General features: G+C 68.6%; 21 protein-coding genes and 1 pseudogene. 3 read left to right on the forward strand and 19 right to left on the reverse strand.

The window, feature by feature from the left end; genetic code table 11:
• The first annotated feature begins 51 nt into the window (after nucleotides 1-51).
• Together D1369_RS14365 and mycP are read left to right on the forward strand one after the other, a co-directional pair.
• On the forward strand, nucleotides 52-1,434 hold the full coding sequence (locus tag D1369_RS14365; protein WP_007384418.1) for a hypothetical protein: 1,383 nt from the start codon (nucleotides 52-54) through the stop codon (nucleotides 1,432-1,434).
• Nucleotides 1,435-1,517: 83 nt separating this feature from the next.
• On the forward strand, nucleotides 1,518-2,840 hold the full coding sequence (mycP, locus tag D1369_RS14370) for a type VII secretion-associated serine protease mycosin (protein ID WP_106433629.1): 1,323 nt from the start codon (nucleotides 1,518-1,520) through the stop codon (nucleotides 2,838-2,840).
• A 48-nt stretch (nucleotides 2,841-2,888) separates the two neighbouring features.
• Here the strand turns inward: mycP and D1369_RS14375 are convergent, their stop codons facing one another.
• On the reverse strand, nucleotides 2,889-3,101 hold the full coding sequence (locus D1369_RS14375; protein ID WP_007384416.1) for a DUF397 domain-containing protein: 213 nt from the start codon (nucleotides 3,099-3,101) through the stop codon (nucleotides 2,889-2,891).
• A 7-nt stretch (nucleotides 3,102-3,108) separates the two neighbouring features.
• The gene (locus tag D1369_RS14380; protein ID WP_007384415.1) at nucleotides 3,109-3,450 is read right to left on the reverse strand and encodes a Scr1 family TA system antitoxin-like transcriptional regulator; all 342 of its coding nucleotides are present in this window, start codon (nucleotides 3,448-3,450) and stop codon (nucleotides 3,109-3,111) included.
• Nucleotides 3,451-3,488: 38 nt separating this feature from the next.
• Between D1369_RS14380 and D1369_RS43815 the strand changes: the two are divergent.
• Nucleotides 3,489-3,833 (forward strand): annotated as a pseudogene (locus D1369_RS43815) (ATP-binding protein); the annotation flags it as partial.
• A 178-nt stretch (nucleotides 3,834-4,011) separates the two neighbouring features.
• On the opposite strand, the gene D1369_RS42900 reads toward D1369_RS43815, so the two are convergent.
• From D1369_RS42900 to cpaB, 17 genes are all read right to left on the reverse strand, one after another.
• The gene (locus D1369_RS42900; protein WP_007384413.1) at nucleotides 4,012-4,572 is read right to left on the reverse strand and encodes a hypothetical protein; all 561 of its coding nucleotides are present in this window, start codon (nucleotides 4,570-4,572) and stop codon (nucleotides 4,012-4,014) included.
• Nucleotides 4,565-6,832 carry a DUF6571 family protein gene (locus D1369_RS14390; protein WP_037901297.1) on the reverse strand — a complete coding sequence of 756 codons (2,268 nt, stop codon included), beginning with the start codon at nucleotides 6,830-6,832 and terminating at the stop codon, nucleotides 4,565-4,567. Before D1369_RS14390 ends, D1369_RS42900 begins: the two co-directional genes overlap by 8 nt.
• Nucleotides 6,833-6,894: 62 nt before the next feature.
• Nucleotides 6,895-7,233, reverse strand: coding sequence for a hypothetical protein (locus tag D1369_RS14395; RefSeq protein ID WP_007384411.1), 339 nt, complete (start codon nucleotides 7,231-7,233; stop codon nucleotides 6,895-6,897).
• Nucleotides 7,234-7,623: 390 nt separating this feature from the next.
• Nucleotides 7,624-8,616, reverse strand: coding sequence for an alpha/beta hydrolase (locus D1369_RS14400; protein ID WP_007384410.1), 993 nt, complete (start codon nucleotides 8,614-8,616; stop codon nucleotides 7,624-7,626).
• 178 nt (nucleotides 8,617-8,794) lie between these two features.
• Nucleotides 8,795-9,427 carry an OmpA family protein gene (locus tag D1369_RS14405; RefSeq protein WP_007384409.1) on the reverse strand — a complete coding sequence of 211 codons (633 nt, stop codon included), beginning with the start codon at nucleotides 9,425-9,427 and terminating at the stop codon, nucleotides 8,795-8,797.
• An 8-nt stretch (nucleotides 9,428-9,435) separates the two neighbouring features.
• On the reverse strand, nucleotides 9,436-10,017 hold the full coding sequence (locus D1369_RS14410; protein ID WP_037901295.1) for a hypothetical protein: 582 nt from the start codon (nucleotides 10,015-10,017) through the stop codon (nucleotides 9,436-9,438).
• Between the two features lie 36 nt (nucleotides 10,018-10,053).
• Nucleotides 10,054-10,599, reverse strand: a complete 546-nt coding sequence (locus D1369_RS14415) for a pilus assembly protein TadG-related protein (protein ID WP_240436072.1) — start codon at nucleotides 10,597-10,599, stop codon at nucleotides 10,054-10,056.
• A gap of 56 nt (nucleotides 10,600-10,655) precedes the next feature.
• Nucleotides 10,656-10,844, reverse strand: a complete 189-nt coding sequence (locus D1369_RS14420; protein ID WP_050789751.1) for a hypothetical protein — start codon at nucleotides 10,842-10,844, stop codon at nucleotides 10,656-10,658.
• An 85-nt stretch (nucleotides 10,845-10,929) separates the two neighbouring features.
• Nucleotides 10,930-11,736, reverse strand: a complete 807-nt coding sequence (locus tag D1369_RS14425; RefSeq protein ID WP_037901293.1) for a response regulator transcription factor — start codon at nucleotides 11,734-11,736, stop codon at nucleotides 10,930-10,932.
• Between the two features lie 32 nt (nucleotides 11,737-11,768).
• The gene (locus D1369_RS14430; protein ID WP_037903622.1) at nucleotides 11,769-12,965 is read right to left on the reverse strand and encodes a histidine kinase; all 1,197 of its coding nucleotides are present in this window, start codon (nucleotides 12,963-12,965) and stop codon (nucleotides 11,769-11,771) included.
• Between the two features lie 506 nt (nucleotides 12,966-13,471).
• Nucleotides 13,472-14,359 (reverse strand): DUF5936 domain-containing protein, encoded by an 888-nt coding sequence (locus D1369_RS14435; protein ID WP_205574527.1) that lies wholly within the window; start codon nucleotides 14,357-14,359, stop codon nucleotides 13,472-13,474.
• 16 nt (nucleotides 14,360-14,375) lie between these two features.
• Nucleotides 14,376-15,320 (reverse strand): type II secretion system F family protein, encoded by a 945-nt coding sequence (locus D1369_RS14440; RefSeq protein ID WP_007384402.1) that lies wholly within the window; start codon nucleotides 15,318-15,320, stop codon nucleotides 14,376-14,378.
• 11 nt (nucleotides 15,321-15,331) lie between these two features.
• Nucleotides 15,332-16,669 carry a CpaF family protein gene (locus D1369_RS14445; RefSeq protein WP_007384401.1) on the reverse strand — a complete coding sequence of 446 codons (1,338 nt, stop codon included), beginning with the start codon at nucleotides 16,667-16,669 and terminating at the stop codon, nucleotides 15,332-15,334.
• A 13-nt stretch (nucleotides 16,670-16,682) separates the two neighbouring features.
• Entirely contained in the window at nucleotides 16,683-17,042 is a 360-nt protein-coding gene (locus D1369_RS14450) for a TadE/TadG family type IV pilus assembly protein (protein WP_007384400.1), read from the reverse strand.
• Nucleotide 17,043: 1 nt separating this feature from the next.
• Nucleotides 17,044-17,424, reverse strand: a complete 381-nt coding sequence (locus D1369_RS14455; protein WP_007384399.1) for a TadE/TadG family type IV pilus assembly protein — start codon at nucleotides 17,422-17,424, stop codon at nucleotides 17,044-17,046.
• Nucleotides 17,421-18,671: an AAA family ATPase gene (locus tag D1369_RS14460; RefSeq protein WP_007384398.1), complete on the reverse strand. Its 1,251-nt coding sequence runs from the start codon at nucleotides 18,669-18,671 to the stop codon at nucleotides 17,421-17,423. The genes D1369_RS14455 and D1369_RS14460 overlap by 4 nt, the downstream gene beginning before the upstream one ends.
• A 9-nt stretch (nucleotides 18,672-18,680) precedes the next feature.
• Nucleotides 18,681-19,388 carry a Flp pilus assembly protein CpaB gene (gene cpaB / locus D1369_RS14465; protein ID WP_007384397.1) on the reverse strand — a complete coding sequence of 236 codons (708 nt, stop codon included), beginning with the start codon at nucleotides 19,386-19,388 and terminating at the stop codon, nucleotides 18,681-18,683.
• Nucleotides 19,389-19,443 lie beyond the last annotated feature (55 nt).

Genomic DNA, 19,443 nt, shown 5'->3' on the forward strand with positions numbered 1-19,443 from the left:
CGATGGGCCGCGTGATGACCGAGGTGCGGGGCGACGAGGGGGTACAGGGGCATGGCTGGTAACGACAAGTACATCGACTACGACTACGTCGAGATGAACATGTGCTTCAACGAGAAGCACACGACACCCTTCTCCGGCGCCAAGAACATGGACGAGATGAAGGCCATGGTCCGCCACGCCAGACCTGACCTCGTGGAGGACGTCGTCACGGGCTGGAAGGACGTACAGGCCCAACTGGTCACGATTCAGCGCGACTTCGAGAAAGAGGTCACCCGAATCCAGGAACACTGGAAGGGGGCCGCCGCCGACGGATTCGCCCAGAAGGCCAAGCAGGTCAGCAAGAGCATCGGCGACACCTCGAAGTACGCCGGGCACACGGCTCTGGCGATGGCGAATGCCGCTTACACACTGGGCAAGGTCAAGGACGACGTCCTGGCGATGGAGAAGCCGGGGACGGTGTCCAGCTTTCTCAATTCCGCGGGCGACGGATTCACCGGCGACGACAGCGGCATGAAGAAGGACATCGCCGCCGGGAGGGGCGCCCAGGATGTCCTCGACCGCAACCATGACGATCTGTCGGCGGGGCGGGAGGCGCAGCTGGCCATGGCGGCGAAGATGGAGACGTTGGGGGCGTCTTATAACTCGCAGGCCAAGGCCATGGGGTCGTGGAATAGGAAGCCGCCGATCGAGGGCGAGAAAGACTACCCCGGGGACCCCGGCGGCATCACGCCCACGCCGGTAGCCACTCCGTCGGCCGCCTCGCCTCGAAGCCCGCAGAAAGCATCAGCAGGCACCGCCCGGCACGCCCAGACTGGCAATATCAGCCAGTCGAAGTCGGTGACTCCGCCTTCGGGCATCACCGGCGGAGCGGATCAGTCGACGGCACCGGTCCATAACGTAGGCACGGCGATTGACGGCATCTCCGGTGGCCACACTGGTACGCCGACGGTCAGCGGCGGTGGCGGCGTCGGTGGTGGAGCCGCTGGTGGCAGCGTCGGTGGTGGCGCTGGCAGCGTCGGTGGTAGCGCTGGCCTCGTCGGCGGCGTAGCCGGCGGGCGCAGAGCGATGGTCGGCCGGCCCGGCGTGGGCGGCATGCCCGGCCGACCCGGACCAGGTGCGGGTGCGGGTGCGGCCGGGAGCGCACGCCCGGGAGGCTCAGCTCGCCAGTCTGGTGGCATCAGCGGTGGGACGCCCAAGGCGGGTGCTGGCACAAGCAGAGGGACCGCTGGCGGCTCCGGCCTGCACAACAGCCGCGGTGCCGCGGGCCGAGGAGCCGGCCCTGTCCGCAAGGGCGGAGTCGCGGGTACACCAATTGGCCGTAACGGTCGCCCCAAGGACGAAGAGCAGCGCGAGCGGGAGCGTCCCGACTATTTGGTCGAGGATGAGGAGACCTGGACCCCACAGCGTAACGTGGCGCCTCGGGTCATCGAGTAGTAGCGGCGCGGGACGCCACAGTTGGCGGGATGGTGAGGGGCATCCAGGGTCAGCCCCTCACCATCCGGAGAGAGGACAGGCAAATGGGCTTCGCCCAGGCACTTCGCACAGCAGGCTGCAGCACATTGGCCGGGGCGTTTCTGTTTGCCTCTGCTCCCCTCGCGGCAGCAGATCAGGTCAGAGAAGATCAGTGGGCACTCAAGGCACTCAATGCCCAATCTGTGTGGAAGTCCTCCAAGGGACAAGGCGTCACAGTTGCCGTTATCGACGACGGAGTGAACGCCAGCCATGTAGACCTTCAAGGGAATGTTCTTGAAGGCAAGGACTTCATGGACGGGGGTAGCGCGTCCCCAGATTCAGGCGATAATCACGGAACAGCAATGGCGTCCATCATCGCCGGCCATGGGCACGGCACGAATGATGGCGTGATCGGCTTGGCGCCTGAGGCGAAGATTCTACCGATCCGAGAGTACGGCACTGGTGGACCGGGAACGGACGTTGCCATTCGATACGCCGTTGACCATGGCGCATCTGTGATCAACGTGTCGCAATGCTTTTATTCCACGGATCAGAGCGAGTTGGACAAGACTTCAGAAGCCGTAGCCTATGCATTGAGTCACGATGTCCTAGTCGTGGGCGGCGCAGGAAATGACGGCAATTCGTCCAAATGCTACCCGGCAGCTTCACCGGGCGCGCTGGGCGTGGGTGCTGTAGCGAACGACGGGAAGGTCTGGGAGAAATCGAACTCGGGCCCCCATGTCTCATTGACAGCTCCCGGAACCAACATCGTCTCCGCCAATGGCGCTGGCAATGGATATCACGCAGGAGACGGCACATCGGATGCGACCGCCTACACGTCAGCAGCAGCCGCCCTCCTCCGATCCAAGTTCCCTGACCTGACAGCAGGCCAGATCGCCAACCGCCTCGTAAAGACAGCGGCGCTGCCCGATTCCGAGAAGGGCCTGTCCCTACCGGACAAGAGCTATGGCTATGGCATCATCCAGCCCCTCGCCGCCCTCAAGGACAACATCCCGGCTGGCTCGAAGTACGGCCCCCTGACCGTCCCGGAGTCCCTGAAGGAGAAGTCCGCCGCTCCCGCAGTCGGTGCATCCGACGAACAGCAAGAGAAGGCGGACCGGAAGGCCACGATCATCTGGGCCGCCATCGGTGTCGTAGGCCTGGCCGTCATCGGACTGGTCGTCCTCCTGATCGTGAAGCGATCCAGGCGACGCAGGAACGGCAACGGCGGACCCGCCGGTCCTGGCGCTCCCGTCAGCTACCCGCAGTACGGCCAGCAGACCTACCCGCAGCAGAACCCGTACCAGCAGCCGGTCTCACCCCAGCAGCACAACCCGTACCAGCAACAGCCCACCCCGCCTCAGGGCCAGTGGCCGCCCCAGCAGTAGCCGCAGGTGCGGCCATGTCGGTAACTCGGGGACCGACGTGGATCAGCCTCAGAAGCTGGTGAACTCGGTGCGGGCGGAATCAGTTTTGAGGGCCTCGATGAAGGGGCTGAATGCTCCGGTCGGGACAGTGAGCGTTGCCCTGGTCGGAGCCTTTGAGTCTCGGATGGATATGTGGGTAGGGCGGGCTGCGATCTCCACGCAGTCGTTGCCCTCACCTCCGCCCGAGTAGGACGACTTCTTCCACTGATCGGGGGTGGTCATGGTGTCCTCAGAGTTCTTCGGCCAACTGATGGATGAGGTCGCGCGACTGCTCCGGAGGGAGTGACGCTTCCTTCACCCCAAGGAAGAGCGTTCGAAAATCCTCCAGTTGGGCCGCGGAATCGAGGTACACGGTGCCGTGCGGAGCATCGCGCACCACTGTGTCCAGACGGGGCACCGGCCCGCCCAGGTGGACCAGGGCACTGCCGGCCTCGGCGAAGTCGTCCAGAGCGAAGGGAACGACCCGGACCGTGACGTGGTCCACCTCGGACATCTCCAGGATGCGGGCCAGTTGGGCTCGGGTCGCGGTGCGCCCCGCGACCTTGATGCGCAGGGCGGCTTCGTGGATCACCGTCTCGTACGGGATGGGATCTGGGCCGTCGATGACACATCAGCCGCCGCACCCTCCGCTTGATCCTGACGATGCACGGATTGATCCGCATGGTCGACAGCGCGGAACTGCTCGCGGCCGAGCTGGTCTCCAACGCCGTACGCCACACAAAGGGACCCGCTGCCCTCAGGGTGCGGTTGTCGGCGGCCGTACTGCGTATCGGAGCGTGGGACGCCGACCCCGAACCTCCTGAGCCACCAAAGGAGTTGGACCCTCTCGGAGAGACAGAGCAAGGGAGAGGCCTGGCGCTCGTGCGTGCCAGTGCCGACCTATGGGGTTGGCAGCCGTTGGCGAGGAGAGGCAACCGGGGCAAGTATGTGTGGTTCGAACTGGCCGCAACCTAGCCAGGTGAAGGTGCGACATGAGGTCGCGCGTGTGGAGTGGACGCTCCCGACGCCGCCACAGCCGCCACAGCCGCCACCGCGTGACTCTGCGACGACAGCGCTCCCTCGGCAGGGTCCGGGGGGCCTGTTCGACCCCACCGACGCCGCAGACTGCGGCACCGGACTCCTCAACAGTCGATCAGCAGCCGTCCGCTTTCGCGGCTGCACCGAGAAACGCCCTTGTGAACTTGGTGAGCTTCGTTTGAGCTTCCTGCCAGTTATGGGGATTTCCAACACCAACTGTCAGGGCGTAGGTTCGAGCTTCCTCGCCCTCGACATCCGACGGGACCCCTGAACAATCCGCTACACCTACGGCATGGCCCCTGTACGTGGCGATGCGGCCGGAAGAGGAAACGGTGATCTCCTTGGCCTGGCTGCCAGGGACGGTCTTTGCGAGTACGTCTCGGGCGGCCAGCTTCTCCTGGTAGCGCTGGTCCGAGAGACTGAGCACGGTGTTTCCGTCCACCAGGTATGAACAAGACGACTGGTCTTGGCCATCCGTGAGAGCACCACCTGTCTGCGTCAGATCCTTCCCAGGAGGGAAGAGCGGTTCAATCACGGTACGGGTGACTGGAACTCCGCAGAGGCTCTTCGGCAAGTCGTACTGCACCGTCTGCTCGGCGGAACAACCGCACAGAAGCGCCAGCACCGCCAAAAGTGCCCACGTCGGCCGCTTCGGAATCCGCTGAAGGTCATCCATGGTGCGCGTCCTCCCACTTGGCTCCGGCAGCATGACTCTGGAAGGCCTCGCCAGCTACCGCATTCTTGATGTCGCGCACGGTGTCAGCGTTGTGATTACCGCGCTGTGCCGCTTGCTCGACAGCAGCCTGAGCCGCCCGCTGCACCTGAGTGCTGCCGTTGGTGTAGTCCCGGCTTGCCTCATCCTGTGCCTGAGATGTGGTGTCCCGCTGGATGCTCTCCAACACACTCGATTGAATGTCCTCGATCGCCCAACCTACGACGTCGCCGGCCACGGGAACCTTGATGGCACCTGTGGCCATGCCCAAGCCGCGGCCAACCCACTTGCTGGTGGTCTCGGCCGACTCATTGAAATCCGCGTCTTTCTCCCGGTGGGTTGAGAAGATCGCGTCCGCGCGGGCCTCGCTCATAATGCCTGCAATGGTGGCACCGGGGCGGACGGCGCTGGAGGCCCTCTCTTGGGCGGACACAGTGGAGTCCGTCTTGTCGTTCATGGCCCGGTCGACCTCAGCCGTGGTGTACGCCTGTTGTGATGCTGTGATCGCAGCATAGGCATCGGGATCCTGACCGACCTGGGAGAGGAACGCCTCGGTGTGCGCAGGGTCGAGCTGTGCGGGAGTACCGAAGACCGGCAGGCTCTCCTGACTGGACACGGCGCGCTGAACGTCTCCCATGTACTCCGCAGCGATGTTGCCCAAGCTGTCACGCGTGGCCTCGTACGGAGCTCCCTCTTTGCCATTGAGGAGTTCGGAGCCTCCCTCACCACCGAACTTGTCCACGATCTGGTGTGCCAGGGCAGCCTGGGCATCCGAATGCAGGACGGAGTCGGCGTTGGGGTCACCATCCCAAGAGCGACCGGTGGTTGCTGCTTCGAGGGCGTGTCCCAGGGAGTCCGGGAAGTCGTTCATGGACTTCTTCGCGGCGTCCGGGTCGTGCCCGGTGATGTCGGGGAAGGAGTCGTAGTCCTTGTTGACCAGGTAGTCCAGGTAGCTGTTGGCGCCGTCGATGTTGGCAAGCTCGCCCTTGTGAGCACCGTCCTCGGCGTACTTCTCCATGGGTGGCGTGAAGTAGTCGGTGGCCGCCTGCGGGCTGTGCCCCAACGCTTCCAGGACGCTGTTCATCGGGTCGTAGCCGGCGCCGTTCTTGCCCGAGGGATTGAAGCCGTACTCCGGGCCTCCGAAATCGGACTTGGTTCCGGCGAAGAAGTGCGGATCCCTGGCGTGGAGTTGGGTGACGTGCTCCGCGATCGGAGTGAGGAAGGAGGAGTCGTAATTGCCGTAGCGGAGGATGCCGCCGAGGAGCTGGTAGCCGTAGGGGCCCTCGCGCATGCTGTCCGGGTACAGCGGGATGTGCTGGGTGCCGAGTTTGCGTAGCTCGGCGGTCCAATGCTCGTCCAGGTGCGGCTTGTTGGCCGAGCTCGTGGCGGTGGCCAGGTTGTTGCCCATGTTGCGCTGCAACTGCTGGAGCGATGCCTTGCGTTCGTCGCTCGCGTCGGCGGTCTGAAGGGCGAGCTGGCCGTAGAGCTGAAGGGTGCCCTTCTGGCCGAGCTGCTTGTAGAAGGTGGTGGAGAACTCCGCGTCGCCCTGGTTGGACTTGAGCAGGTGGTTGAGCTCGGTGAGCTCCTTGTCGGTGAGCTTGTCGCCCTTCTTCATCAGCTCGGCCGCGTGGGTGGCGTCAGCTGAGTCCAGGGACATGACGACCTTCGAGTTGAAGTTGTCCGTGTAGGCGCCGAGGTCGCGGCGCAGGGCCCAGCAGGCGGTCTCGTCGGCGTCGGCGGCCTGTTGGAGGACGGCTTCGATACGGCGGGCGAAGGCGTCGCAGGCCTGTTGCTGTTCGCGGATGAGGGCCTGGCCGTCGGGGTCGTGGTGGGCCCAGGTCTGCTGGTTGGCGTCGTTGCGCGGGGTGACGACACCGGTGGCGCTGACGTGCAACTCCTGCTTCGGTGCTGCGACTTCGGCGAGGTGGTGGAGGTCGTCCTTGGTCTTCTTCAGGGCGTCATGGAGTGAGGAGAGGACCCCTGCGATCCCCTCCGCCTCCTTCTGGGCGTCCGCGAACTCCTGCTGAGCGGCACGTACGTCGCTGTCCGCCTTCGCCGCCGTCAGGACCGGCTGGTGCCAGCCGGCCTGCTTGAAAGGCGCCGCGACCTCGTCGCCGTATGCCGTGTGCAGGTCCTTGAACTTGGTGGCCGTCTCCCGCCAGCGGTCGGCGGCCGCTTTGAGGTTGCTGAGGTTGAGGTGGTACAGCTGCTCGTACGTCGGCATGGCTGTGGTGGGTCCCCGTGGTGTGGTGATTGCGCGGTGGGCGATGGTGGGGTCGGGCCGGATCAGCCGAACGGCGACGGCTCACCCGAGAGGGAGCGCATCGTCTGCGTGTTCGTCGTCTCGGTGCTCTGGTAGAGCAGGCCCGAGCCGCCGCACTGGCGGGAGAGGCTCTCGCACGTGGACGCGAGCGCCGAGACCTGGCTCGACCAGGTCTCCGCCAGGCCGCTGAGTGCTCCGCCGAGGCCACCGTCCCAGTTGCCGCTGCCGAAGTCCTTGGACGCCGAGCGGGTCTCGTCCACCGGGTGAGTTCCCGTGCTCCGCGTCCGTCCCGCCATCTCCTGCGCGCCGGTGCCCGCACGGTTCAGGGCTGCCGGATCCTCGATGTCCGTTCCGCTCGACACGCCGCGTCCCCCATGTTCGTTTCCGCCCCTTTGTCGGCCGGAACTTTCGATCGCGAATTATCAGTGGTGAGAAAGCGAAAGTTATCATCGCGGCACACTGCCTCCCCGGGGCGTCGCTTGGTTCTCGCCACTGGCGGCACCAGAGGGGAGAGGCCCCCGCCATTGCTCTCGCACACGCGTCCATCGGACAGTGCCGGGTGGACGGATCACCGCCGTGCCCCGGTCCGGGCCGGGTGATGGGCCGCCCGGCCCGGTCCGCGACGGCTCTGGGTTACGCCGGCCCGCGCATCGTGGTGACCTCCGACGTGGACGACATGACCAGGCTCTGTGGAGACCAGGTCGTCTCGGTCGGTGTCTGACTCCTGCCCCGAGCGCGGGGCGACGGCGTCCTCACAGCGGCAGACCGTGCAGGACGTCCGTCACCCGGGTGGGGTCCGAGGGGCCCAGATGACCCGCGTTCGGGAAGTCGCGGACCGTGAAGCGGTTGTGCGGGGTGAGTTCGTCGGCCTCCGCGATCATGCGGTCCTGGAGTTGCGTGGCCACGGTCCTGTCCTTGCCGAAGCGCAGATAGGTGCGCGGGACGCGGCCCCAGGTCGCCGCTCGGCCCACCGCCCGGTCCGCGTACGCCGTCATCGACTCGTCCGTCTGCATGCCCTCCAGCACGCGCAGGAACTCGGCGTCCGTACGGTCCGCGCAGATCATCTCCTTGAAGGCGGCCAGCTCGCGGCGGTCAGACGTACGCCAGTTGAGGCGCAGCACCCCCAGTTCCTCCGGGTCGCCGACCTGGTGCAACGGGTTGAGGGCGTGCTGCCCCTCCGGGGAGGACGCGCAGTCCATCAGGGACGGCATGGTGCGGCTCGGGCAGAAGGCCGCCATGTAGCAGATGTGGGAGAGGAGTTCGGGTACGGCGTCGGCGACCCGGCTCACCGAGAGGCCGCCCATGCTGTGGCCCACGAGGACGACGGGGCCGCCGAGGCGGGCGGCGCGGCGGACCGTGCCGGTGACGCGGCGCTCGAAGTCGTCGAGGGTGAGGGCGGCGACCGGCGAGGGCTCGGTCGCCAGGGCACGTAAGTCCTGTGCCTGGTAGGCCTTCGGAATGAACTTCTCCGTACCGTGCAGGGGTTGGTCCACGGCGACGACCCGATGCCCGCGCAGGGCGAGCTCCCTGCCGATCGCCGTCCAGAACGCGGCCGCGCTGTGCGTGCCGTGGACGAGGACGTAGGTGCGCACCCCGTGGGTGCCGGTCGCCCGCGCCGTTCCCGCGCCGACGCTCGCGGCGAGCGCGGCGCCGCCCGCTGTCGCGGCGAGTCCACGCAGTGCCGTACGCCGTGAAGGCCCGCTGGACCGGGGGATGTTGTCGGTGCTCTTCTCGTTGTCAGCCATGCGACGACCCTACGAACGCGTCAGGCGCCCCACGATGGCTCTGCACACCCGGTCGGGGGTGTACTTGCCGACACCTCTGAGCAGGAGCGCGCCTCGCCCCCCTCCCGTGGCGGGATCGGCTTCCTTCCCCTCACCGAGGAGTGTCATGACCCGCACCCCACCTGGTGAGGTCGGTCGGTCAGTTCTCCCCTCGGGGGAACGACACCTCCACCCGGCGGTTCTTCTTGCGGCCCGCTTCCGTGGCGTTGGAGGCGATGGGGAAGTCCTCGGAGTAGCCGCGGACCTCGTAGGTGATGCCCGAGTCCTTCAACTCCTGGTCCAGGACGTCCTGTACGGCGTTGGCGCGCTGGCGGGAGAGGGTGCGGCCGTGGGCGTAGCTGCCCAGGTTGTCGGTGAAGCCGAAGACGCGGATCCGGGTGGCGTTCTGGTTCTTGATCTCCGCCGCGATCGCGGAGATACGGGCCCTCGCGTCGCCGTTCAGCTTCGCGCTGTCCTTGCCGAACAGGACCTCTGCCTGGAGGGCGAACTTCACGTCCGCGTTGGTGTCCTCGCGCCGTTCGTCGCCGGTCTGGTCCTCCACGACCTGCTTGATGTCCAGGACCTTCGGTTCGGCAAGGGTGGCGCCTTCCGGGAGCTTCAGGTCCGGGTCGTTGGGGTCCACTTCGACGGGTGCGGTGGCGGAGGGTTCGGTGCCGGGCGGGTAGCTGGGGTCGCCGTCGTCCGCGTGGGCGGGGGTGAGGGTCAGGGCCGCCATGAGCGAGGCGACCGTGATGGCCAGGGCCAGGCGGGGTGGGGTTCGGGTGGCGGTCATGGTGGGCGTCATCCGGAGATCTGGATGGGAGCGGAGGCGAAGGTGGGGAGCTGGAAGGCCACCTCCGTGGTGCCTTCGGGTGGTGCCGGGAACTGCATGAACACGGCCAGGCTTTCGCCGGCCTTGAGGCTCGAGAAGCCCGTGGTGGTCAGCGGACGGCCGTCGGTGTCCCGGAGCACGTAGTACCGCTTCTTGCCCTTCGAGTCGACAAGCGTGGCACCGCCCAGCGACCGGCCGTTCCGGACGATCTCGGTCTCGTCGCCCCGCACCGCCGCGGGAACGACCACGCTCTTGTCGCTGTCGTTCTTCAGGTTCCCGTTCACGGTGACGAAGCCCCCGGCGTCCCGTTGGGCGGACGTGATCTGGAGCAACAGCCCGTCCTGACCCTTCAGTTCGGCCAGGGGCACGTCCGACTGCCCCTCCTGGGTACTGGGCTGGGAGCCGTCTCCCCGGGAGGCGGAAGCCGAAGCCTCGGGCTTCTTGTCGTCGCCGCCTCCTCCACCACAGCCGGCCACACCGACGGCCAGTCCGGCCGCGACCGTCAGTGCGACGATCCCCCTGCGGGCCCTCGCCGTGAACCGAATGCTCATCACTCTGCTTCCTTCGTCGCTGGTGTCGTCAGCTTGTCAGTCCGCCAGGTGGACGTCGAAGAGATCCTCGGGTTTCGGGAGATTCGTGAGATCCGTCGGGTCCAAGGGCCATTCGACTCCGTCATCGCACGTGAGCTTTGGGAGCACGTCCGGGTCGGCACCCGCTCCGGGCAGCTCGAACTCGCAGCGCGGCTCGATCACGGCGCGGGCGCGCTCGGTCGAATGCTGGCCCTCGGTGCCGGGGACGATGGAGTCGCCGACGCTCTGGTTGGTCGTGGCCTCGACTTCGTAGCCCGGGAGCACCCACTCCGGGTGCGCCTCGCACTGCACGCTCGCGTCGTTCTGCGCGGCCAGTTGGGCCGCCCGGGCACACCCCCCGAACAGCACTCCCTCGCCGTCGAAGATGTCATGCCACTTGGTGGGGTCGAGTATGTTCTCCACCCACTCGTCGGTGATCTTGTCCCGGGTGTCCAGGGCCGCCGCCAGTGCCGCCGCGTCGGCCGCCGTCTGGGCGCTGTTGCGGTTGGCCGCGGCCTGACCGACCGCGAGATAGGCGAACGCAAGCAGGAGCAGGCCCCCCACCACCGTGATGTAGATGGGGAAGGCCTGCCCTGCGTCGCTGTGCGAGTAGAAGCGGTTCAGCCGCCCGTGACGTTGGCGATCTGCTCGGTGATCGCGTCGTAGATCGTGTTGCCGATGTCCGTCCCCGTGATCGCCAGCACGATCGCCACCACCACCGCGATGATGCCCAGGTACTCGACCGCGGTCTGACCCTTGTCGTCGTTGAACCGGTTGCTCATCGTGAGACCCTTCGGTGTCGCCGCCATCGGCCACCGGAGCGTAGGCCCGCCCATCCCGGTCGGCGCAGGGTCCCTGGGCCCAAATCCGGGCCCAACCTCGCATCGGCACGGCTCACCCCACCCCTCGGCCCGAACTCGGCGCCGTGCCCAGCCACTTCGCGGCGGCCTCGGAGCGGCTCGTGCTGTGGAGCTTGGCGAAGATGCGGTTGATGTGGTTCTTGACCGTCTTCTCGCTGATGAAGCAGGCGGCGGCGATCTGCTGGTTGGTCATGCCGGATGCGATGAGGTCCATGATCTCCGCCTCCCTCGCGCTGAGTTGGAAACGCGACCTGTCCGAGGACGACTGTCCCACAGATGGTTGCAGTTGCGAAAGCCCTTTGAGAGGGAATCGCTCTGCGGAGGCTGGGACATGGGGATTTTCATGTGCATTCGCATCGCGTAGGTGCGTCAGCAGGGCGCCCGCCGCGGTGGGGGTGAGGTGGGTGCGGCCCTGCACGGTGTCCCGTACCGCCGCGGCGAGCTGGTCGGCCGTGAACTCGCCGTGGACGAGGTAACCGTCGGCTCCCCTGCGCAGCGCTTCCTGGACGGTCTCCGGCTCTCCGCTGTACGTCAGCATCAGCACCGGGGCGATCGGCACCAGGTACGGGAGCGCCGAGAGCCCGTCCACGCCCGGCATCCGGACGTCCAGCAGGACCACGTCCGGACGGTGCCGGCTCGCGGCCTCGTACGCCTCCCGGCCGTCCGCGGCCTCCGCCACGACCGTGATGTCGGCGCGGCCCGAGAGGAGGGCGGTGAGGCCCGCTCGGACCACCGGGTTGTCGTCGGCGACGACGATCCGGACGGGTGTGGCCGGGGCCGGGGCCAAGGCCGTGGGGAACAGCGCGATCGGTGGAGTGGGGTGCTGGGGGGCGTCCGGCATGTCGCGGCCTCCTCTCGGGGTGGGGTGGCGGGTCATCGGTCCGACTGCGGGGGTGACAGGGGCAGTTCGAGGAGTACTTCCGTGCCCTTCGCGTCCGCGCCCTCGCCGATGTGGATACGGGCGCCCACCGACTCGGCGCGTTCCACCATGCCGACCAGGCCGAAGTGGCCGGAGCGGCGGAGTGCGTCGAGGGTGGTGTCCGGCGGGAGACCGCGGCCGTCGTCCCGGACGCTGATGCTGAGCAGGTCACGGTCGGGGTCGATGTCCGCCGTGACGTCGATGCGCGTGGCCTCGGCGTGACGGTGGGCGTTCTCCATCGCCTCCTCGGTGATGGTGAGGAGTTGGCGGGCCACCGGGTGCGGGACGGCCAGTTCGGAGTGCGGGCTGTCGGGGGCGGCCCGGTAGGTGGTGGGGAGCGTGGTGCGGGCGCCGAAGTTCCTTGTGCGGGTGGCCAGTTCCCCTAGCACGTCCGTGGTGGGGGCCGGGTCCCGGCGCAGGTCGGTGAGGAGTTCCCGGGACTCGGTTGCCGCTCTGCGGGCCGCCCGGGCCACGAGTTCGGCCTGCTGCTTGAGCAGGGCCGGGTCCGGGGCGGGGGCTGCCGCCGAGGCCGCCAGACCCTCCGCCGCCAGGGCCACGCCGTGGAGGGTCTTCGCCACCGAGTCGTGCATCTCCCGTGCCAGTCGGGCTCGTTCCTCGCTGATCGCCTCCGTCACGGCCAGGCGGGCCTTCATCGCGGTCAGGGCCTGGGTCGCGGTGCCGAAGCGGAGCAGGAGGTTGCGCAGAGTGGAGCCGACCGCGCCCGTGATCACACAGAAGCCGGGGAGGAGAAGGAGGTCTGCGGGGGTGGTGTTCGGGTGCGGGAGGGCCGTCTGGGCCAGCAGGAGGATCAGGGACTGGAGGGACGCGAAGACCGCGGCGCCTCGCCAGCTGTACGCGATGCCGGCCAGGAGCGGGGTGCAGACACTGACGTAGGCGAGCGTGGTGTGGGGTCCCGCGGAGATCAGGAGCAGGCTGGCGAAGAGGGTGTCCGCGGCCAGGAGGGTGGGGTGGCGCAGGAGGAGGGGGCCGAAGCGTTCCCAGTCCCTGAAGAGCGCGTACGAGGTGATGAAGGTGATGACGACCGCTGCGCCGACCAGACGGGTGCCGAGGCCCGGGTTGGCGTTGAGGAGGGCGGCGGGGGCGGCCAGGGCGATCATCCCCAGGCGGAAGCCGAAGACCTGGCGGCACATGGCCTGGAGGGCGTTGACCTGGATGTCCAGGGCGGGTACGTCGGAGGTCACCCGGTCCCTGGCCGCACGGGTATCCGGCTCCGACGAGCCACGCACCCCATCCGCAACGAGTCCGGAGTCCAGGTCCCGGCCCGGGTCCGGGTCCGGGTCCGACGAGCCACACACCCGGCCCCCGGCCACCCGGGAGTCCGGTCCGGACGAACCACGCACCCCATCCGCAACCAGTCCGGAGTCCTGGCCCGGCCCCGGGTCCGGACCCGGGTCCGACGAGCCACACACCCGGCCCCCGGCCGCCCCGGAGTCCGGTCCGGACGAACCACGCACCCCACCCCAGGCCGTACGCGTCTCCGGCTCCGACGAACCACACGCCCCGCCCCCGACCAGACCCGAACCCGGTTCCGGTGACCCTCGCCCGCCCGCACCCCCACCCCGCACCGCCACTGCCGCCACCGCCGCCGTCACCCGTGAGCGCCTGCGCGCATCCGTCATCGACATCGCCCGGCCCCCTACTTCCCCGTGATCGTGCCGAAGTCGGTGCCCGAGCCCAGCAGCAGGCCCGCGGCCAGCAGAAGCATCGTGGCCGGGACCATGAAGGTGGTGATCATCATCGTGGCCTTGGGAACCGCGCGGGCGGCCTTGCGGCGGGCGTTCTGGGCGTCCGTGCGGCGCATGTCCTTGGCCAGGGAGACCAGGGTGTCCACGATGGGGGCGCCCAGTTCCTCGCCCTGCTGGAGCGCCGTCACGAACATCGCCACCTGTTCGGAGTCGTTGCGGCGGCGCAGCTCCGCGAAGGCCTGGCGGCGGCTCATGCCCAGGTCCATCTGGCGGAGGGTGATGCGCAGTTCGTCCGCCCAGGGGCCCTCGTACTTGGAGGCCACCCGGTCCAGTGCCTGGCGGAAGCCCAGGCCCGCGCTCACCACCACCGCGAGCACGTCCAGGAAGTCGGGGAGCGTGCGCTCGATGACGTCCTTCCTGACCCGGATCGCCGACCAGATGCCGACCTCCGTCCAGAACGCCCCGAAGGCCAGGAGCAACAACGCCACCAACACCTGCCCGCGCAGGAGGAAGACCAGGAAACCCAGGGTGCCGAGGAAGCCGTACACCGCCCTGCGGGCCGCGTAGCGGTTGATGGTCAGGCCGCCCGGGTTGCCCGCGAGGTCGATCTTGCGGCGGTACTTGGCGACCTGCTTGGGGCCCATCAGACGCAGGACGGTGGGGGCGTAGCGCATGCCCATGCGGTCGATCAGGGAGTCGACCGCGCCGGTGCGGGTCGATCCGACCTCCAGTGCCAGCACCAGGTCGCTCGGCAGTTTCGCCTCCGCCCGGTACATGCGGATGCCGGCGAAGACGCCCCACACGCTCACGGCCATCAACAGGGCCAGCCCGACAGCGATCACAGCCGTACCCTCCTCAGACGTCGATCCGTGACATGCGGCGGATCAGTACGAAGCCCACCGTGTAGAGGGCGAACGCGATGATCACCGCCCCCTGGCCGAGCGGTGAGCCCGTCATCCGCTCCAGCGCGCCGTCCTTGACGCCGTTCATCAGGAACAGCGAGCCGATGCCCAGCACTGGAACGGCGTACGAGGTCATGTTCACCTGGGAGAGCTGGGTGCGGACCTCGCGCCGGGTCTCCTTGCGTTCCTCCAGCGTCTCGGTCAGGTTCCTGAGGGCGCTGACCACCTGGCCGCCCGCCCGGTTCGACAGGACCAGGGTCGTCACCAGGACCACCAGTTCCCGGGACGGTAGCCGCTTCGCCATCTCGTCGAGGGCGTCCTCCATCGGTACGCCCACCGCCAACTGGTTGGCCACGTTGGCCAGTTCCTCACCGGCCGGGGCCTCCAGCTCCTCCGCCGCCATTCCGATCGCGGTGCGCAGGGCGAGGCCGGCGTGGGTGGCGTTGGCCAGGATGCGGGCCAGTTCCGGGAGTTGGTTGATGAACTTCTCGATGCGTTTCTGGCGTTGCCAGTTGAGGAACTGCACCGCCGCCCAGACGCCCGCGAGGCCGGCCAGCGGGCCGAAGAAGGGTGCCAGGGCCGCCTGGCCGATCAGCCACAGGCCTCCGACGAGCCCGATCATCGCCGCGAAGAACTCGCCCGGCGTCACGTCAAGGCCCGTCGCCGCCAGCCGCAGTTCCAGTTCCCGGCCGAGCCGGGTGCGGCGCAGCCTGCGGTCCAGGTCACGGAAGTGCCGCCGGCGGCCGGTGTACGGCACCTGGCCCGCGGCCGTCAGCCGGTCGACCAGGGCCGCCCGCTGCGCCCGTCCCCTGGCGTAGACGTGGACGCCCACGACGGCGAGGACGCACGTCAGCAGGGTGGCGCCCACGGTGAGCTTGACTAGGGTCTGCAGGTCCATGGGAGGGGGTCCTACCTGGCTTCTCGGAGGGCCAACTGGGCCGCGGACTGGGCCACCCCGAAGGCCTGGGGCGTGGGCTGGCTCGCCATGTAGAGGCGGTCGACAGTACGGCGCGGAAGCGGGAAGTACTCGAACCGGCCGTAGATCCGGCCGTCCGCCGCCATCGGCTGGGCGTTGAAGCGGGCCACGGTCGCCAGGCGGTACGGCTCGCTGCCGTTGCTCTCGAGCAGCGCGATCTCGGTGATCCGGCGGGCGCCGTCGGCGAACCGGGTGAGCTGGATGATCACGTCGACCGCGCTGTTGATCTGGTCGTGCAGCGCCTCGAAGGGGATCTCCACCTCCGACATGGAGGCCAGCGTCTTCAGCCGCATCAGCGCGTCCTCGGCGCTGTTGGCGTGGACCGTGGCGAGGGAGCCGTCGTGGCCCGTGGACATCGCCTGGAGCATGTCGAGGGACTCCCCGCCGCGGACCTCGCCGACCACGATCCGGTCGGGGCGCATGCGCAGCGAGTTGCGGACCAGGTCGCGGATGGTGACCCGGCCCTGGCCCTCCACGTTCGGCGGCCGCGCCTCAAGGCGGACCACGTGCCGTTGCTGGAGCTGGAGTTCGGCGGAGTCCTCGATGGTGATGATCCGGTCGCCCTCCGGGATCAGCCCGGACAGCGCGTTGAGCAGGGTCGTCTTCCCGGTGCCCGTGGCGCCCGACACGATGATGTTGAAGCGCGCCTGCACCAGGCCGGCCAGCAGGTACAGCATGTTCTCGTCGAGCGAGTCGAAACCGACCAGTTCCTGGAGCGTGTAGGAGCGCGGGAAGCGGCGGATCGTGAGGATCGCGCCGGTCAGGGAGAGCGGCGGGATGATGACGTTCACGCGCTCGCCGGACGGCAGGCGCGCGTCGACCATCGGGTTCGTCTCGTCGACCCGCCGGTTGACCGTGGAGACGATGCGCTCGATGGTCTGCATCAGCTGGTCGTGGGAGGGGAAGCGCAGCGGCAACTGCTCGACGCGGCCCGCGCGTTCGACGAAGATCGAGTCGGGGCCGTTGACCATGATCTCGGTGATGGAGGCGTCTTCGAGCAGCGGTTCCAGGATGCCCAGGCCGAGCGCCTCGTCGACCACCCGCCGGATCAGCTGCGAGCGTTCGACGGTCGACAGAACCGGTCCCTCGCGGCTGATGATGTGCCCGAGCACCCGCTCAAGCCGGGCCCGGCGCTCGGCGGCCGCCAGCGAGCTCATCTCCGCGAGGTCGATCTCCTCAAGGAGCTTGGCCCGGTACGAGGAGACCAGGTGGCCGTCCTCGCCCCGGCTGCCGTTCTCCTCGGGGGTGTTGATGCGGGACCGCAGACTCATGGGGGTACCTCGTTCAGTGGTCGAGCGGCATGGTGGCGGTCTTGACGGCGGGGTCGAAGCTCCAGCCGGGGACGATCGACGGGATCTGGACGGTGGCCGTGACGGTGACCGAGTCGCCGCCCCCGCCCTCGGCGCAGTCGACGGACAGCCAGTCGCTGATCGCGTTCACGCAGCCGTCCTGCGCGCTCAGGTCGAGCGAGGCGGCCCGCGCCCCGGCCCTGGCCGCCGTGCCGGCCTGCTGGGCGGTGTAGGCGATGAGCCCGATCTGGACGCCGGCCATGGCGACGAGGATCAGGATCGGGATGAAGCCCAGGTATTCGAGGGCCACTTGGCCGCGGTCGCGGTGTGCTCGGCTCTTGCCTGAGTACGACATCTCAGTCCCTGTCCTCCTCCACCGCGCCCGCGTGTCCGTCGACCTGGAAGGGGAAGGCGATCGAGCCCGGGAACAGCACGGGGACGTGGAGGTGGACATCGGCCGTGACGTAGCCGCCGCCGGTGCTGCAGCTGACCTGGCCGCTCCAGGCGCCGGGCAGCTTGTCCAGTCCCGCCTGTTCGCACGCGGCCTCCCGCTCCCCCGGCGCCGCCGCCGTCGCGGCCCGTACCGCCTCGTCCGCAGCATTCCCCGCGAGCGTGAAGGTGTACCCCAGCAGCACGAACTGCCACAGCAGCACCAGGGTCAGGATGATCAGCGGGGTCATCCCGAGGAACTCGATGGTGACCTGGCCCTCGTCGCGGCGGAGCAGCCGGGTGCTCATCTGCCCAGCTCCTTGCGTCGCCGGAAGGCCAACGCCCCCCGTTCCCGCCCGCCGTTGCGATGGGAGTTCGCCTCTGTGCCCTTGACCAGGCCCAGTTCACCGGCGAGCGTCCACAGGGCTTGCTTGACCGTGCCCTTGGCGTCGAGTTCGTGGACGCGGCCCGCGTCCACCGCGCCCTGGAGCTCCTTGAAGTTCGCCGGGATCACGGTCGCCGCGACGCCGGTGCCGGTGATCTTCTGGATGAGCGGGGGCTGGATCTCCGTACCGCGGCTGTGGCGGTTGACGACGACGGTGGTCTCCTCGGCCTTGCGGACCTGGAGGCGGTCCCACATCCGCACGGCACGCTTGGCGCCGCGTACGGCGACCACGTCCGGCGTGGTGACCAGCAGGGCCGTGTCGGCCATCTCCACGACCGCCGCGCCGGCCCCGCTGAGCTGTGCCCCGCAGTCGACGACGACGACCTCGTAGCGGGAGCGCAGGGCGCTGACGATCTGGCGGGCGGCGCGCTCGGTGACCTCCTCGCCGCGTTCGCCCTCGCCGGGGGCGAGCAGCAGCGCGAGGCCGGTGTCGTGGGCGAAGACGGCGTCGGCGAGGACGCGCGGCGAGATGTCGGTGATGGTGGCGAGGTCGACGACCGAGCGGCGGAACTGGACGTCCAGATAGGAGGCGATGTCGCCGGTCTGGAGGTCCATGTCGAGCAGGGCGGTGGTGCGGCCGGAGGCCTGGGCGGCGAGGGCGAGCTGGATGGCGGTGGTGGTGGCGCCGACGCCGCCCTTCGCCCCGCTGACGGTGACGACGGTGCCGCCGACGCCGGTGAAGACGTCGGTGGCGGCGCCCAGGTGCCGTCGTACGCCCGTGGACCACTGGGCGACCGCGTGCACCCGGGTGGCGAGCTCCTCGTAGCCGAGGGGGAGGGCGATGAGGCCGCGGGCGCCGTAGTCCATGGCGGCCTGGAAGAGGCCGGGGCCGACGTCGGAGGTGACGAGGATGACGCCGACGGCCGGGAAGCGGAGGGCTACCTCTCGGATGAGCTCCAGGGCCGGGACGGGACCGATGCGCTCATGGACGACGACGACCTCGGGCAGCTCGTCGATGGACTCGGACGCCAGGCGCGCGAGGGTGTCGATGAGCTGGGTGGAGTCGGTGACCGGGGCGACGGGCTCGGCGTCCGGGAGCTGGCTGAGCAGCGTGGTGAGAGAGCGCGCCGCGTCCGCGTCGCCGACTGCCGGGAGGATCCTCGTGGGCATGACGGCCTCTCACTTGTCCTTCGCGAGTTCGTACGTGCGCTCCTGCTCGGGGACCGTGCCGGTCTCGCCGGGGGCGACCAGGGCGAGGCGGACGCGTTTGGCGAACGACTCGGCGTACGTGAGGCGCTGGGCGTCGAGGGCGGAGAGCGCGAACGTGATGGGGACGGCCTTGGACGCCTCGCGGGTGCGGTCGTCGGCGTCGGGCTGGAGCGCGGTGATCTGGCCGACGTCGAGCACCCGGGCATTGGTCACGATGATCTTCGACTGGTCGGGATCGTTCTCCCGCTGTCCCTCGAAGGTGGCGTAGACATTCACCGCGGAGCCCGGCGTGATCTTGCCGGCGACGCCGGTCGCCGCGTCGATCATGATGGCGACCTCCTGCTGCCCGGGCTGCAGCGCCGGCTGGTCGACGATCATGTCACTCTGCAGCAGGGAGCCCTTCTTGAGGGTTGTCACAGCGATCTTGTCGCGCAGGGCGGCCAGGTCGGTGACCGCGTTGGCGGACAGCCAGCGCTTGGGCATCTCCGTCTTCTCGAACTGCGCCGCGGTGAGCCGGGTGTAGGGCTCGATGTCCTTCTTGACCTCGTACGCCGTGACCTCGGGGCCGACCTTGGACTTCACGTCGTCGATGACGGAGAGCACGCCGGCGAAGGCCGCGAGGGCGCCCAGGACCGACAGGAGCAGGAGTATCACGCCGCGGCGCTGACGGGAATTCATGAACCGTACAACCTCGTTGGGGGGCTCGGTCGAGCGGAATCGGGGACGGGGGCGA

Origin of the sequence: Streptomyces sp. CC0208, from assembly GCF_003443735.1 — a bacterium.
GTDB classification, from domain to species: Bacteria; Actinomycetota; Actinomycetes; order Streptomycetales; family Streptomycetaceae; genus Streptomyces; species Streptomyces sviceus.

Excerpts from the sequence above, each read along its gene's own strand:
- D1369_RS14430 (WP_037903622.1), bottom strand. The coding sequence starts at position 12,965 with ATGTGCCGCCAGGTCTTCGGCTTCCGCCTGGGGATGATCGCCCTGGCC.
- D1369_RS14455 (WP_007384399.1), bottom strand. The coding sequence starts at position 17,424 with ATGAGCACCCGGCTGCTCCGCCGCGACGAGGGCCAGGTCACCATCGAG.
- mycP (WP_106433629.1), top strand. The coding sequence starts at position 1,518 with ATGGGCTTCGCCCAGGCACTTCGCACAGCAGGCTGCAGCACATTGGCC.
- D1369_RS14410 (WP_037901295.1), bottom strand. The coding sequence starts at position 10,017 with ATGAGCATTCGGTTCACGGCGAGGGCCCGCAGGGGGATCGTCGCACTG.
- D1369_RS14420 (WP_050789751.1), bottom strand. The coding sequence starts at position 10,844 with ATGGCGGCGACACCGAAGGGTCTCACGATGAGCAACCGGTTCAACGAC.
- D1369_RS14375 (WP_007384416.1), bottom strand. The coding sequence starts at position 3,101 with ATGACCACCCCCGATCAGTGGAAGAAGTCGTCCTACTCGGGCGGAGGT.
- D1369_RS14400 (WP_007384410.1), bottom strand. The coding sequence starts at position 8,616 with ATGGCTGACAACGAGAAGAGCACCGACAACATCCCCCGGTCCAGCGGG.
- D1369_RS42900 (WP_007384413.1), bottom strand. The coding sequence starts at position 4,572 with ATGGATGACCTTCAGCGGATTCCGAAGCGGCCGACGTGGGCACTTTTG.
- D1369_RS14425 (WP_037901293.1), bottom strand. The coding sequence starts at position 11,736 with ATGCCGGACGCCCCCCAGCACCCCACTCCACCGATCGCGCTGTTCCCC.
- D1369_RS14365 (WP_007384418.1), top strand. The coding sequence starts at position 52 with ATGGCTGGTAACGACAAGTACATCGACTACGACTACGTCGAGATGAAC.
- D1369_RS14440 (WP_007384402.1), bottom strand. The coding sequence starts at position 15,320 with ATGGACCTGCAGACCCTAGTCAAGCTCACCGTGGGCGCCACCCTGCTG.
- D1369_RS14405 (WP_007384409.1), bottom strand. The coding sequence starts at position 9,427 with ATGACCGCCACCCGAACCCCACCCCGCCTGGCCCTGGCCATCACGGTC.
- D1369_RS14460 (WP_007384398.1), bottom strand. The coding sequence starts at position 18,671 with ATGCCCACGAGGATCCTCCCGGCAGTCGGCGACGCGGACGCGGCGCGC.
- D1369_RS14450 (WP_007384400.1), bottom strand. The coding sequence starts at position 17,042 with ATGTCGTACTCAGGCAAGAGCCGAGCACACCGCGACCGCGGCCAAGTG.
- cpaB (WP_007384397.1), bottom strand. The coding sequence starts at position 19,388 with ATGAATTCCCGTCAGCGCCGCGGCGTGATACTCCTGCTCCTGTCGGTC.
- D1369_RS14390 (WP_037901297.1), bottom strand. The coding sequence starts at position 6,832 with ATGCCGACGTACGAGCAGCTGTACCACCTCAACCTCAGCAACCTCAAA.
- D1369_RS14445 (WP_007384401.1), bottom strand. The coding sequence starts at position 16,669 with ATGAGTCTGCGGTCCCGCATCAACACCCCCGAGGAGAACGGCAGCCGG.